Origin of the sequence: Bradyrhizobium sp. AUGA SZCCT0160, assembly GCF_018130105.1 — a bacterium.
Lineage (GTDB): Bacteria > Pseudomonadota > Alphaproteobacteria > Rhizobiales > Xanthobacteraceae > Bradyrhizobium.
Window position 1 is genome coordinate 1 of the sequence record NZ_JAFCMD010000004.1, and the last position, 14,220, is coordinate 14,220.

The following is a 14,220-nucleotide window of genomic DNA, read 5'->3' on the forward strand; positions in this document are numbered from 1 at the left end:
GACGAGGACGGCGACACCAGCGTCGCCGACCTCACCATCACCATCACCGGCACCGACGATCTGCCGGTGGCGGCGGCGGATACCGACAGCATCGCCGAGGACACCGTCTCGGTCGCCGGCAATGTGCGCGGCAACGATACCCTGGGTGACGGCACCGCGGCGCAGAACGTAACCACGCTGAACGGCAGTGGCCCGGGCAGCTACGGCGCGATCGTGCTGGCGGCCGATGGCGGCTATACCTATACGCTCGACAACGCCAATCCGCTGGTGCAGCAGCTGGCGCCCGGCGAGACGCTGACCGAGACCTTCAGCTACACGCTGACCGACGAGGACGGCGACACCAGCGTCGCCGACCTGACCATCACCATCACCGGGACCAACGACGCGCCTGTGGCGCATGCCGACACCGGGGCGGTGAATGAGGATGCGACCCTCACGGTGACTGCCGCGAATGGCGTGATCCAGGGCACCACCGGGGGATCGGTGGCCGATACCGATGTCGACAATGCCACCAACACGCTGGTGGTATCTGGCGTGGTCGCGGGCACCGGCGCCGTGACGCAGGGCGTAGGAGTCGGTAGCTCGATCGCCGGCATCTATGGTCATCTGACGCTGAATGCCAACGGCTCCTACAGCTATGTAGCCGACACGGCCAACAGTTTGGCCACGGGCGTTACGGTGGTTGACACGTTCACCTATACTGACAAGGACCCCTCGAACGCCGTATCCAACGCCACGACACTGCAAATCACGGTCACCGGTACCAATGACGCCCCGGAGATCTCGGCGGCGGTTGCAACCGGCGCGGTCACCGAAGACGACAACGCGACGACTCTGTCGACCACCGGCGCCATCACCTTCGACGACATCGATCTGATCGATCTGCATTCCGCCAGCGCCACCGCGGCCCTCGGCAATACGCTCGGCGGCACGCTGACGCCGGTTGTGACCGACGCGGCGACCGGCGCCGGCGACGGCACCGTGACCTGGACGTACAACGTCGCCAACAGCGCCACCCAGTATCTGGCGGTCGGCGAGACCGCGACCGAGAGCTTCACCGTCACCATTTCGGACGGCAACGGCGGCACCGACACGCAATCGGTCACCGTCACCGTCACCGGCACCAACGACGCGCCCGTGCTGAGCGACACCACCAACCCGACGGCGGTTGCGGAACTGAGCAATGGCTCGGCGCAGGATCTGGCGGCGATCACCGGTAATTTCTCGCTCAGCGATATCGACGTTGGCGACACGCTGACGGCGAGCATTGTGGGCAGCCCGACGGTCCTGCTCAACGGCGGTGCATTCACCTTGCCGGCGGGGGCTGCGGCGCTGACGGCAGGCGGGGCCTTTTCGGTCGCCGGGGCGAGCTCGAATGGCGGCGCCGTCAACATCGGCTACAACTACGATCCGGCGGCAGCCAACCTCGACTTCCTGCGTTTAGGCCAGAGCCTAACCATCACCTATGTGGTGCAGGTCAATGACGGCACGACGAACTCAGGCACCCAAGACGTGACCTTCACCATCACCGGGACCAATGATGCGCCGGTGCTGAGCGACACAACCAATCCAGGGGCAGTGGCCGAGCTGGCCGCCGCTTCGGCGCAGGATCTGGCTGCGATCAACGGCACCTTCTCGGTCGCCGACCTCGACGTGGGCGACACGCTGACCGCTTCGGTGGTTGGCAGCCCGACGGTGCTGCTCAATGGCGGCGCATTCTCGCTACCGGCTGGCGCTGCGGCGCTGACTGCTGGCGGTGCCTTCACGCTCACCGGCACGACCTCGACCGGGAGTGCAGTCAACATCGGCTACAGCTACGATCCCGCGGCAGCTAGCCTCGACTTCCTGCAAGCAGGTCAACAGCTGACTATCACCTACCAGGTCAGGGTCAATGATGGCACGACGGACTCCGCCATTCAGGACGTCACGTTCACCATCACCGGCACCAACGACGCGCCGGTGCTCAATGCGGCGGCAACGCCGGCCGGGACTGCGGTCGCAGAGGATGCGGGTGCGCCGGTGGGTGCCGTTGGCACGCTGGTTTCGCAACTCGTCGATCCAGATTCCCCGGCTGGTGGTCTCGACAATGTCACCGACGTCGACGACACAGTCACCGGCATTGCGGTGATCGCAGCTGACACAGCCAATGGCACGTGGTTCTACTCCATCAACGGTGGCACGAACTGGAACGCGCTCGGCGCAGTTACCGATGACTCGGCTCGGCTTCTCGCTGCGGATGCCAATACACTGCTCTACTTCCAGCCGAATGCCGACTACGACGGCGCAGCCAACATTACGTTCCGGGCCTGGGACCAGGACACCGGGACCAATGGCGCCCTTGCTGACCCGACGCCCGCCGGTGGCTCGACGGCATTCTCAATCGCGACCGATACGGCGATCTTCGATGTCACGCCGGTACACGAAGGCGCCGGCGAGACAATTCTCGCCAACAACGACACCATCGAAATTCCTGAGTGGCTGCTGCTGCTGAACGACACAGCCAATGGCGCTGTGGACGTAAGGAATGGACCAGTCGCGGGCTCTTCAGGTGCGACCTCTGTCACTCACACCGATGGCGGGCAGGGCACCGGCTTCATCACCTTCAACGATGATGCGACAGCCGACGGTTCGTTCAGCTACCAAACGATCGATGGTGTGGGCAACGCGAGCAGCCCCGCGGTTACGGCAACGATCGATCGCCCGAATGCGACGGAAAACCCTGCCATCACCGGCACAGGCGGCAACGATGTGATCTTTGGCTATACCGGCACAGACGCGCTGAATGGCGGCGCTGGGAATGACACCTATGCCTTCCGCGGCTCGGGTGATGGCAGCGACACGATTAATGAAACGTCCGGGACGGATGCGATCTTAATCGGCACCAATGGCGCAACGTTCACGACCCTGAACTTTTCCGATGCAAGCAATGGTACCGGGAATGGAAATCTGTTCGTCGTCTATGGGGCAACAGATACGATTACCGTTTCTGGTCACTTTGATACAGCAGCTGGCAACACCGTGGAAACGCTCACCTTCGTCGGTGGAGCGACCTTCGCGGGCTATAGCCTGGGCTCGTCTCCCTACACGCTCAGCACGGATGACGACGGCGCTCCCAGTGCTGCCGCCGGCGTCAACACAATCATGGCGGACGACGGCGGCACCAACCCGATTAGCGGCAACAGCGGAAACGATCTTCTGTTTGGCAATGACGGCAACGACACCATCAACGGTGCAGGCGGAAACGATCTCATCGTCGGCGGCAACGACAATGATCAACTGCGCGGCGGCGCGGGCAATGACACGTATGTCTTCGACCTGGCTGACGACACCGACACGATAGACGAAAATGGCGATGCGAGCTCAACGGGCGCGGGCACCGACACCATCGCGTTCAATACCGCCGGGGCAACTTTGACGACCCTGAGCTTCAGCGACACGAACATCACCAACAATGCGGGCAATCTCAGCATTGCGGTGGCCAGCACGACCGTCACGGTGACGAACCAGTTCAACAATGCTGCTACCAACCAGGTCGAATTCCTGACCTTCTCTGGCGGCGCGACGTTCGGCGGTTATGCGCTCAGCTCCTCGCCCTACACGCTTCTCCTGACAGATGCGGACTCCGCGGCTGCTCAATCGGCCGCCGGCGTCAACACGATCCTGGTCTCCGACGCTAACGGATCAACGCACACCGGCAATACCGGGAACGACCTGCTGTTTGGTGGTGCAGGCGCCGACACCCTCGACGGCGGCGGTGGCAACGACTTGCTCGTCGGCGCGGGCGGTGTGGACACGCTAACCGGAGGCACGGGCAACGACACATTCGTGCTTAACGGTACCAGCGACATTATCACGGATTTCGTCACTGCCGACGACACGTTGTATCTAACCGGATTCAGTTATGCAGGAAGCGGCAATGGCTTCAATACAATCGTAACTGTTACAACTGCGGGTCTGGGAGGAAGTGGAACGGATATATCACCCTCCGGACAGGCGGCAGATCTTGTCATTTTCGACTTAACCAATGCGGACGCGGCAGACACGACTGGCGAAATCAATTCGCTCCTAAGCAACCAGAATGGCGACTTCGACGGGGGTGTGTTTGTCTTGGCTTACTCAGACGTAGCCGGAAGCAATCGTGTTGCTTTGTATCACGACTCCGACGCGAATGGCGCTGGGACAACAACGCTCATCGCAACGTTCAGCAACTATACGAGCGTGACAGCCGTCGGCTCGCCGAATGTTGTCGCGGACTATGTCGTGGCACCGGCTGGTGTCGCCGGTTCGCCGATAAACCTGGCTCTCACGAATCCCGCTGGAGTCGATGGCGAGGTGACAGTTACGATCTGTGGCGCCCCTGCCGGCTGGACGGTGAGCAATGGCACCGACAACGGAAATGGCACCTGGACGGTCCGGACCAGTGACGTGTCCACGCTCACCGTTACCACGCCCGCGGAGTTCGCAGGCGCCATGGCACTCAGCGTCGCAATGACCTGGACCAACGCCGATGGCACGGACGGCTTCTCGGTGCTCACCGACAACGTCGAAGCCTTCGCCCCCGGCAATCCGATCTTCGCCATCTCGGGCGACGACAACCTGACCGGCTCCAGCGGCCAAGACCTGTTCGTGTTCTCCCAGCCGATCGGCCATGACGTGATCTATAGCTTCGACGCTGCCTCCGATCAGATCGATCTGATTGGCTATGCCGACTTCACTGGCTTCGGCGACATCCAGGCGCATACGGCAAACGACGCGGCCGGCAACGCGGTGATCACGCTCGCTGACGGTCAAACGATCACGCTGAATGGGATCGATGCCGCTTCGCTCACCGCTGATGACTTCGTCTTCGACCAGACACCGGTCACGGAGAACACCGGCCACATGGTGATCAGCAATGGCGCGATTCTGCCGCTGAGCGGCATCATCGAAAACACCGGCACGATCGAATTGAACTCGACAGGTGCTGAAACCGACCTTCAGCTTATCCAGTATGGCATCACGCTAGAAGGCGCCGGGCAGCTCATCCTGTCCGACAGCACCGAGAACGTGATCACGGGAACGGTCTCGGACGTCACGCTGACGAACGTGGACAACACGATCTCGGGCGCCGGGCAGCTTGGCGCCGGGCAGATGATCCTGGTCAACCAAGGTACGATCATCGCCACCGGCATCAATTCACTCGAAATCGATACCGGTGCGAACATTGTTGTCAATTCCGGAACGCTCGAAGCGACCGGCAGCGGCGGGCTGGTCATCGACAGCAACCTTGATAATTCCGGATTGCTGTGGGCGAATGGAGCAGACATCACCCTCAACGGCACCGTAACTGGCAGCGGCACTGCATTGATCGATGGTGTAGCCACGATCGAGTTCGAAGCAGCGTCATCTGCTAACGTAACGTTTGCTGCCGAGGCGACGGGGACGCTCAAGCTTGGCGACTCCTTCGACTTCAGCGGAATTGTTTCGGGATTTGACGAGGACGACCAGATCGATCTGCTCGATATCACATTTGGGGAAGGCACCAGCGTAAGCTACGCTGAGAATTCGGAGGAGACCGGCGGAACCCTGACGGTGAGCGACGGCGTTCACACTGCCAATATCTCGTTGTTCGGCGACTACTCGGCGGACGGCTTCGTATTCTCGGCAGACGATACGACGGGCACACTTCTGTCATACCGTGACGATCTGATTTAGCTGACCGACAGAATGCTCTGGATACAGTGCGGAGCTGATGGAGCGATGCCCGACGATGGTCCTGGAACGTGAGAAAGAGTATGATCAGGGCAGGGTAGGCTTGGCCCGGAGCGTTCATAAATGGCGATCAGGATCGGCGAGGTAAAGTCGTCCAGGCTCTCGGATGACAAGAAGGAAGTCATCGTCGATGGAAGCGGGAAGTACATTGGCGACGTGGAGCTGAAAATCGCGCGCGAGTGCCTGGACGATTTTATCGATGCGCTGGTCAGCGCGCGGGGCAAGCTTGGGTCAGTAGCGGTTCCCGCGGGCTCCGCCGTGGGTCCCAAGCTGAGTGCTCGATCGGGGGGCAACCTGAATGAAGTCAGATTTGAAATCCCGAAGACCTTCGCCGTGACGGCGGACACCGAAGGCAGGGGCCCTGGTCCTGCTTATTCTCAATCACCGGCTGGAAAACCAGGAAGGCTATGCGCTGTCTCCGGATGCCGCACGACAAGTGGCTGCGGGGCTGACCAAGAGCGCGGACGCATTGCTTGCTTCCCCGGTTGCCGGCGAACTCAACAAGTGAGCCCAGGGATGTGAGTTGAACCGATCATAAATCCATGCGCGCACCAAGCGCCGTCAGGCAAAGCGTCGGGTCGTCGCGCACACAGTGCAAAAACAAATCCTCCAAGGCCGCGCGGGAATTTCGATTTGAGCCGCAATGATTTGGAGAGTAGGGCAGCGAGGCTGCCATGCAGGATCCTGCTCGGAAGTACTGAAGGCACGCACTCCAAAGTAATATGGCGCGCAAAAAAGCAGAAAGACGTGCCCTTCATTCTCGATCATGCGACGGCTTCGGTTCAGATAGCCGCTGGCTGATCGCGTGACCGAATGATCATGGTGCATCTGACCAACTACGTTGCTTCGGCGATGTACCCTGGTTGTGCGGCGCTGGTGTTGCAACGTTCGCACGCCGTAGCATCTTGATATAGTTACCCCGTATTAACACGGTATACCGCGTTGAGGCCGGAGTACCGCCGGCACTTTCGAGGTACCTCCGGAAATCCGAGCCGCACTATTCAGCGGCAACGACAACTTTCAGGCCCGATATTATAAACGCACTGTGTTGGCACCGACTTTGTCTGCCAATGGCAACTGCGGCAATTCATCTTAAAAGAAGGGATTTCTCCTATGTTGAAGCATTACATCAAGACGACCGAAACGTTCAAACGTCTGCGCACTGATCAGGACGGTGTGGTGTCGTTCGAGTACATCATCGTCGCGGTTTGTATCATTGGCGCAGTGTCGGCCGTGTTCGGTATTGGAGCTGGTGGTGCGATTGGGACGGCGCTGACTGGCGGAATCACCGCTATTACCACCGCTTTCACTGCGGCCGTGTAATACGGCATCTCCCCAAAGGGGGCAGCGAAGTCTGCCCCCACTTTATTTAGGGCATGCATTCATGAGTTGGATTGCTCCCACAGTCTCGTTTCTCGAAATCCTGTTGCTGCTCTATGTCGCAACGATCGATATCGCGACGCGATTGATCCGAAATGAAATTTGTCTGGCGCTGGCGCTCCTCGGCATTGCCGGTCAATTGGCTAGCCCGATGCAGGTTGCCCAGTCGCTGATAACAGCGACGATCCTGCTGCTGCTGCTGTTGGTCATCTACCAGCGGGGACTGATCGGCGGCGGCGACGTCAAGTTGCTGGTTGCTTTGGCGATTGGTCTCCCGCCGACGGACGTAATTCAGTTGTTGACCATCACCGCGTTGGCTGGCGGCGTCCTTGCCCTGGTGCATCTGATGATGCGCATCCTGCCATACCCCAGGCTGGCGCCCGCCGGATCGTCGTTCGCACGCCGCGTCTACGCGGTGGAGCGCTGGCGCCATTTGCGACACGCGCCGCTTCCTTATGGGGTTGCCATAGCGTGCGGTGGTATCTGGACCAGTTTCAGCAAAGGATTCTGATATGTCATCCGCTTTGCGTCTCTCGATCATTATGGTGTTTTTGCTCGCGACCGCTGCGCTCGGGCTTATTGCCTACAGCATGATGCTGCCGAAAGAGCAGGTCCCGGTAGTACAGGTCACGGAGAAGGCGCCGCCGCCGCCTTCAACTGTCGGATATTTTGTTGCGGCACGTCCGCTACCAAGAGGTACATTGGCCCGCGACGAAGATTTCACAGTGCGCTCGGTGCCGCCGGAACGTGTTCCAGCAGGGGCGATCCTTGAAACGCCGGACTCCAAGATCGGATTGCCCGGTTCTCTGGTTCGCAAGTTCGTCGACGCCGGCAGCCCCGTGACTTTGCAAGACATCCTGCGTCCGCGAGACCGGGGTTTCCTTGCGAGCGTCCTGGCGCCGGACAGCCGTGCCATCAGCATCAAGGTCGACGAGGAGTCCGGCGTCTCGGGCCTGATCAGGCCGGGTGATCATGTGGATGTCGTGTTGACTCAAGTGTTCGAGAAAGCAGATCCCGCGCGGCGCGCCTTGAGCGAAGCCATTCTACGCAATGTTCGGATCATTGCGATTGACCAGGAGATTACGCAAGGCGGTCGAACCGCTGGTGTGTTGGCGGGCAAGCAGGCGCAAACGGTGTCGCTGGAGCTTACGTCAGGGCAGGTCAAGAAGGTCACCGTCGCAAAACAGCTCGGAACGCTCTCCCTGGCCGTACGGTCAGCCGTCGAGCAGTGGGATACGGCGGATGCCGCGGCTACGTCGAGCTGCGACGTGTCGCCTGAGATTGCCCGGCAGAATGCAATTGCCGGCCAGAGTGCATCGGTGGCGATTCATTCCGGCGGTCAGGTCAAGCAATACTCCGTCAGGAAACAAAACTCGGACAGCAGCGACAGCTGTGACGGATCGCCGGAAGCGGCCCGCCCAACCGCGGCGACGATAGCACAGGCTGACAAGTTGCTGGAGAAACGTTGATGAGCATGGTCGCAGTCAATCCACCTGAAGAATCCACATCTGTTGTCACGCGCGACCGTATCGTCTGTTTCGTAAATGACGAGCTGAGTGCTGCAGCCCTGCGCAAAGGCCTCGACGGCAGCAACCTGTCGATCAGGCGGGGCACGATCCGTCATGCCATACGGATGCTCGAAACCGACACCGAGCTATCCGCGTTGGTGGCGGACATCAGCGACGTCGAGGATCCGTTTACCGAGCTGGAAAGGCTGGCCGGCGTATGCCCACCCGATGTCCGGGTGGCTCTGATCGGTGAGAGCAGGGAGATCACCTTCTACCGCGAGCTTATGGAGCTCGGCCTGACGGAGTATCTTCCGCGGCCGCTCACGCGGGACATGGTGCTGGACCAGCTGCGCCCGAAACTGCTCGGCGACGTGGCGCCCGGTCACATCGATCGCGGTGGGCATGTGATCTCGATCTGCGGTGCGCAGGGCGGCGCCGGCGCAACGAGTATCGCGATCAATCTCGCACTGCAGCTGGCCGAGACCACCAAGGCCAAGGTCGCGCTGCTCGACCTTCATCTCCAGGGCGGCGAAACGGCAGTGATGTTGGGTGTTCAGCCTGGGCCCGGATTGCGCATCGCTCTGGAAAACCCGATGCGGGCGGACACGCTATTCCTCGAACGTGCGGCGATCGATGTCAACGAGCGGGTTTGCCTGATTTCCGCCGATGAGGAGCTGGATGCGCAGCTGAACATCACCGAGGCGGGAGTGAGACACGTGCTGGGTCTTCTCCGTCAACGGTTCAATTACATCGTCGTCGATGTACCGGTGCCGTTTCCGCCGTCCATCCATCCGGTGATCACACTTTCGCGTCATGTGCTGGTGCTGCTGGAAGCGGAAGTGACGGGCCTTCGCAATGCCCATGCACTCCGGGCAGCCGTCACCAACATCGCCGGTAAGGATCGAGTCTTTACCTTGCTCAACCGCGCCAATCGTCCCGGGGGGCTTCCCAGGGCCACGATGGTCAAGGCCTTGGGCGCGGAACCGGACATGGTGATTCCCGATCTCGGGAAGGGGATGACCCAAGCGGTCAATCTCGGAATTCCAGCTCTTAAGCACGTATCAGGACTGCGACGTCACCTCGCCCCGATTGTACGGGAAATCACCGGTGTCGGCGCCGAGCGGAAGGGACGGTTGAGGAGGCTGCTCGGGCTATGAAAAAGTTTGGTAGGCGCGAAGACGACACGCCAGCTCGTTTGCCTGCACTGACGCCAAGCTTGCCTGCGTCGTCGCCGAGCTTGCCTGCACCAGCGCCAAGGCGCGACGAACCTTCGAATCCGGGGCCGGTGATGCCAGCTACGCTGCGCGAACGCGTCATTGAGCAGATTGAACCATCGGTGGCCGCAACTGTTTCGCGCGATGTTCTCCGGCGACAGATCGAGGAGATCATCCACGGAATCGCCAACCAGGAACGGCTCGAACTGTCAGGTCGCGAGCAGTTTCAGCTAGCTGACGAGATTGCGGACGACATGACCGGCTACGGGCCGCTCCGTCCGCTTCTGCTGGATCAAACGATCAACGACATCATGGTCAACGGACCCAGTAACATTTACGTCGAGCGAAGCGGCAAGCTGGAACGGATCGCGGTCCGATTCCGCGACAATGATCACATCGCATCGGTGGCGCAGAAAATCGCAGCGCAAGTTGGACGGCGTATCGACGAATCCAGTCCGATGGTGGATTGCCGCTTGCCGGACGGCAGCCGGGTCAACATCATCTTCCCGCCGCTGGCGATTCATAGCCCCTGCATTTCGATCCGAAAGTTTCCAAGTCGCCGTCTCGATATGGCGGGAATGATCGAAAACGGCACATTGACCCCGGCCATGGCTCAACTGCTGGAGATTGCCAGCCGGTCTCGGCTCAATGTTCTGGTCTCCGGCGGTACTGGTTCCGGCAAGACGACGCTGTTGAACGCCATGAGCCAGTTCATCGATCACAGTGAACGCGTTGTCACCATCGAGGACGCGGCAGAGTTGCAGCTCCGACAGCCGCACGTCATCAGCCTGGAGACCCGGCCCCCGAGCCTCGAAGGCACGGGGCAGGTGACACAACGCGATCTGGTGTGGAATGCGCTGCGGATGCGTCCTGACCGGATCGTCGTAGGCGAGGTGCGCGGCGCTGAAGCGTTTGACATGCTGCAGGCGATGAACACCGGACACGATGGTTCGATCTCTACGGTGCATGCCAACAGCTCCCGCGACGCAATGACCCGTATTGAAAACATGGTGCAGATGGGACAGCCAAATCTGCCGCTGCGGGCGATCCGATCCCAGATCGTCGCCGCATTGGATATCATCGTGCAGATTGAACGCATGCGGGACGGGCAGCGTCGCATTGTCCAAATCAGCGAGGTCATTGGCCTGGAAGGCGACGTGATCACTACCAATGACATCGCGGCGTTCGAATACGAACACGAGGATATTCACGGGCGGATCTCGGGCACCTACAAATCCACCAACGCAGTTCCGAAATTCAAGAGCCGTCTTGCGTATTTTGGGCTCGATCGAGCCTGGGCCGAGGCGATGAGGCAACTGTGATGCCGGAGTTTTTAACAACCATTGACCTGGTGCTGCTGGTATGCGCGGCAGCCACGACGTTGTGGCTTGACGCACGTCAACGACGCATCGATCGGCAGCTAGCGATAGCTCTGCCGATTTCAGTTTCGGCCGACCTGCCCTCCATTCGTCGGTTGGAGGCCGGGTCCCGATGGCAGCTCCTCCACCGCTTGGTGAATTACAAGGCAGGGATGGCTTACGATTGGCACCCCGCGTATGCGGTACTTGCCGGCGTCATCGCAGCAGGCGCGATCTTTTATGCCAATAGCCTGCTGAAGTTCTCCATCCTCCACGTGTCCCTCGCGGCTGCCATTGTGGCCCTGATGGTGGTGCGAGGCCTGCTTGGATGGCAGCAGCGCCGTCTCGCCAGCCAACTTTTCCGACAGCTGCCTGACACGATCCAGATAGTGACAAGTACTGTTCGATCCGGGCTGCCCGTGAACGAAGCATTTCGCACGATCGCGCGCGAGATGCCGCAACCAACCGCCGGGCAGTTTGCCATCGTATGCAGCGAACTGAATCTGGGAAGACCTCCGGAGGAAGCCATCGAAGCCATCTATCGGCGAACGCAAGTGGCAGAGTATGCGATGTTTGCGGTGACGCTTGCAGTCCAGTTGAAGTCCGGTGGCAGCTTGGCGGAAACCTTACAGACGCTGGGAGACACCGTGACTCAGCGTGTTGCGCTGGCTGCTCGCGCCAAAGCGCTGGCAGGAGAGGTGATCTTTTCCTCACGCGCACTTACAGTCTCGCCCTTGATTGCGGGTGGAATGCTGTACCTGGCCAATCCGCACAATGTCGATCTATTGTTCACTGATCCGACTGGAAACAAGCTTCTGGCTTACGCGATAGCCTCAGTGGTTATCGGGCACTTCGTTATCCGCTGGATGGTCAGACGGGAAACAGAACTATGACTGTTGGTCTCGGTTTGGTGGTCCTCACCTTAGCGCTTGCGACTGCGACCTGCGTGTTGATCATCCACGAAGTACATCTTCGCGCATTGGACACACGGGTATCAAACGCCGTGATGGGCGTTCCGGGCCGGTCGGCACCCCTGCAAGACATGACAGGTTGGTTTTCATCGCTCGGCCTGCGGTATCGGCGCTTCTACGCTGAGGAAAATCTGGAACAACTACGAACGGTCCTTCAATCGTCAGGTTTTAATCATCATCGAACCTTGCCGATCTGGATCGGCGTCAAAACCGTCAGCATGTTCTTATGCCCGATTATCGCCGTGCTTGTTGCGCAGCTTACGGGGAAGCCACTGACGGATGTGCTGGTCTTCACTCTCATTGGCGTGGTGATCGGAATTTTGGGCCCGCGGTTGATTCTGTTGGTGCTGAAACGGCGTTTTGATGCCGCCATTCGGCTAGGCACGCCGGATATGATCGATTTGCTGGTTGTGTGCAGCGAGGCGGGAATGGGCCTGGAGAGCGCGCTGGGACGAGTAGCGGAAGAAATGAACCAGACCAATCCAGCCATGGCCCGGGTCTTGTACGGACTTATTGATGATCTCCGGATACTGCCAAATCGGGGCGACGCCTTCGAGAAATTGGGATCTATGTCAGATGGACTTCGCCGCTTCGGCACCATGGTCAGCCAAAGCATGCAGTACGGAACACCATTGAGCCAGGTTCTGCGCAGTATCGCTGTCGATCTCCGGCGAGAACGTATTACCAAGCTGGAAGAAAGAGCACACAAGCTGGGCGCCAAACTGACCATTCCGATGGTGTTGTTCCTGCTTCCAGCCATGTTCATCATTATGGGAGGAAGTCCCATTCTGCACCTCGTACGAACATTCTCCAACTTCGGGATGAAGTAAGCCATGAGCGCGGTCACCCTGTCGAAAAGCCGGACTTACGAGTGGACGATGCAGGTGCTCGGCAGCTCGTGGTTCATGTTGCTGGCGCTTTTGGTCGCCATCAGAGTTGGGTCTTTTACCGATCCCTGGCCATCGCTTCTGTCAAGTTTTTGCCTTGCGATCTTCTACATGCTCCTGGCGCTGTTGATCATAACCAGGTCACCGGCAAAGGCCCATGCGGATGGGTTGCTGCCCAGAATAGCTGCGTTCGTCGGCAGCTACATGCCGTGGTCGATTACTTTCCTCGGCAAGACCGACGATGCGTTGCCAAACTTGCTGTCCACCGCTTGCGTGCTGATCGGCTTGATCATGATGCTTGTCACCATCCGGCACCTGGGGCGGTCGTTCAGCTTGGTGCCGCAGGCGCGCACAGTGGTGCAAACCGGTCCCTATCGATGGATCAAGCATCCGCTCTATCTCGCAGAAGAAATCGTAATACTGGGTGTGGTGCTGCAACACCTGACACTGGCAACGGTGATCGTGCTGTTCCTGCATATCGGCGTCCAGGTGTGCCGGATTCTTTACGAAGAAGACCTGCTTCGGCGCAGCCTCCCTGAGTACTCCAGTTACGAAGCGTCACGCTGGAGATTGATACCTTATGTTTGGTGAGTGGTCATGAATGGCCGGCTTGTTATGGACGTGCGTGTTGATCTGCATCGGTCTGATACTGCGCGGAGGGGCCAACGTGCTGCATTTGTCGCCCTGTCGAGATAGGCTCGTGAGCCGTAGAGTGTTTTTCATCGCGGATCAGCGCGGCGCTACCGCGTTTGAGATGCTGATCGTTTACCTTTTCCTTGTGGTGGGCCTTATGCTGCCGCTTGCCGACGTTGCGGCCGCGGGCTTCCGGTATGTAGCCGCGTGGGAGGCGTTGCGCGCCTTCGGGCAAAAGATCCAGTACGACCCGCCAAAGGACATCACCGATTGGGCTGGCTGGAAGTCAGCACTCCCGACTTCTGTTTCGGGTTATCCCATCGAGAATCTCCAGGTCGTTTGCAGCGATACCATGGCTGCCTGCTCCGCGGGAAACTCTGCTTCGCCCAAGCACTATACGTACTCAACGACCGTCACCATGGCGCCCATCCTGTTGAGGTCGGTGATCTGTCAGAGTGGTAACGCCAATCCTTGTTCGTTCACACTGTCCTACGGTGAACGGTTTCAATAGGAGTGTG

11 protein-coding genes are annotated in these 14,220 nt (G+C 59.7%); all 11 read left to right on the forward strand.

Annotated elements, in window-relative coordinates; translation table 11 throughout:
* Positions 1–36 precede the first annotated feature (36 nt).
* The 11 genes from JQ558_RS08310 (at position 37) to JQ558_RS08360 (ending at position 14,213) form a co-directional block, all read left to right on the forward strand.
* On the forward strand, positions 37–5,694 hold the full coding sequence (locus JQ558_RS08310; RefSeq protein WP_312014975.1) for a VCBS domain-containing protein: 5,658 nt from the start codon (positions 37–39) through the stop codon (positions 5,692–5,694).
* Positions 5,695–5,814: 120 nt separating this feature from the next.
* Complete coding sequence (locus JQ558_RS08315) at positions 5,815–6,273, forward strand: hypothetical protein (RefSeq protein WP_212293347.1); 459 nt, start codon at positions 5,815–5,817, stop codon at positions 6,271–6,273.
* A gap of 591 nt (positions 6,274–6,864) precedes the next feature.
* On the forward strand, positions 6,865–7,074 hold the full coding sequence (locus JQ558_RS08320; protein ID WP_212293348.1) for a hypothetical protein: 210 nt from the start codon (positions 6,865–6,867) through the stop codon (positions 7,072–7,074).
* 61 nt (positions 7,075–7,135) lie between these two features.
* Positions 7,136–7,642 (forward strand): prepilin peptidase, encoded by a 507-nt coding sequence (locus JQ558_RS08325; protein WP_212293349.1) that lies wholly within the window; start codon positions 7,136–7,138, stop codon positions 7,640–7,642.
* 1 nt (position 7,643) lies between these two features.
* Positions 7,644–8,600 (forward strand): Flp pilus assembly protein CpaB, encoded by a 957-nt coding sequence (cpaB, locus tag JQ558_RS08330; RefSeq protein WP_212293350.1) that lies wholly within the window; start codon positions 7,644–7,646, stop codon positions 8,598–8,600.
* Positions 8,600–9,796, forward strand: coding sequence for an AAA family ATPase (locus tag JQ558_RS08335; protein ID WP_212293351.1), 1,197 nt, complete (start codon positions 8,600–8,602; stop codon positions 9,794–9,796). Before cpaB ends, JQ558_RS08335 begins: the two co-directional genes overlap by 1 nt.
* On the forward strand, positions 9,793–11,175 hold the full coding sequence (locus JQ558_RS08340) for a CpaF family protein (protein WP_212293352.1): 1,383 nt from the start codon (positions 9,793–9,795) through the stop codon (positions 11,173–11,175). The genes JQ558_RS08335 and JQ558_RS08340 overlap by 4 nt, the downstream gene beginning before the upstream one ends.
* Positions 11,175–12,104 carry a type II secretion system F family protein gene (locus JQ558_RS08345; RefSeq protein ID WP_212293353.1) on the forward strand — a complete coding sequence of 310 codons (930 nt, stop codon included), beginning with the start codon at positions 11,175–11,177 and terminating at the stop codon, positions 12,102–12,104. The genes JQ558_RS08340 and JQ558_RS08345 overlap by 1 nt, the downstream gene beginning before the upstream one ends.
* The gene (locus tag JQ558_RS08350) at positions 12,101–13,012 is read left to right on the forward strand and encodes a type II secretion system F family protein (RefSeq protein ID WP_212293354.1); all 912 of its coding nucleotides are present in this window, start codon (positions 12,101–12,103) and stop codon (positions 13,010–13,012) included. Before JQ558_RS08345 ends, JQ558_RS08350 begins: the two co-directional genes overlap by 4 nt.
* A gap of 3 nt (positions 13,013–13,015) precedes the next feature.
* Positions 13,016–13,660, forward strand: a complete 645-nt coding sequence (locus JQ558_RS08355; RefSeq protein WP_212293355.1) for an isoprenylcysteine carboxylmethyltransferase family protein — start codon at positions 13,016–13,018, stop codon at positions 13,658–13,660.
* Between the two features lie 121 nt (positions 13,661–13,781).
* Positions 13,782–14,213, forward strand: coding sequence for a hypothetical protein (locus tag JQ558_RS08360; RefSeq protein WP_312014970.1), 432 nt, complete (start codon positions 13,782–13,784; stop codon positions 14,211–14,213).
* Positions 14,214–14,220: the final 7 nt, after the last annotated feature.

Excerpts from the sequence above, each read along its gene's own strand:
- JQ558_RS08315 (WP_212293347.1), top strand. The coding sequence starts at position 5,815 with ATGGCGATCAGGATCGGCGAGGTAAAGTCGTCCAGGCTCTCGGATGAC.
- JQ558_RS08320 (WP_212293348.1), top strand. The coding sequence starts at position 6,865 with ATGTTGAAGCATTACATCAAGACGACCGAAACGTTCAAACGTCTGCGC.
- JQ558_RS08325 (WP_212293349.1), top strand. The coding sequence starts at position 7,136 with ATGAGTTGGATTGCTCCCACAGTCTCGTTTCTCGAAATCCTGTTGCTG.
- cpaB (WP_212293350.1), top strand. The coding sequence starts at position 7,644 with ATGTCATCCGCTTTGCGTCTCTCGATCATTATGGTGTTTTTGCTCGCG.
- JQ558_RS08335 (WP_212293351.1), top strand. The coding sequence starts at position 8,600 with ATGAGCATGGTCGCAGTCAATCCACCTGAAGAATCCACATCTGTTGTC.
- JQ558_RS08340 (WP_212293352.1), top strand. The coding sequence starts at position 9,793 with ATGAAAAAGTTTGGTAGGCGCGAAGACGACACGCCAGCTCGTTTGCCT.
- JQ558_RS08345 (WP_212293353.1), top strand. The coding sequence starts at position 11,175 with ATGCCGGAGTTTTTAACAACCATTGACCTGGTGCTGCTGGTATGCGCG.
- JQ558_RS08350 (WP_212293354.1), top strand. The coding sequence starts at position 12,101 with ATGACTGTTGGTCTCGGTTTGGTGGTCCTCACCTTAGCGCTTGCGACT.
- JQ558_RS08355 (WP_212293355.1), top strand. The coding sequence starts at position 13,016 with ATGAGCGCGGTCACCCTGTCGAAAAGCCGGACTTACGAGTGGACGATG.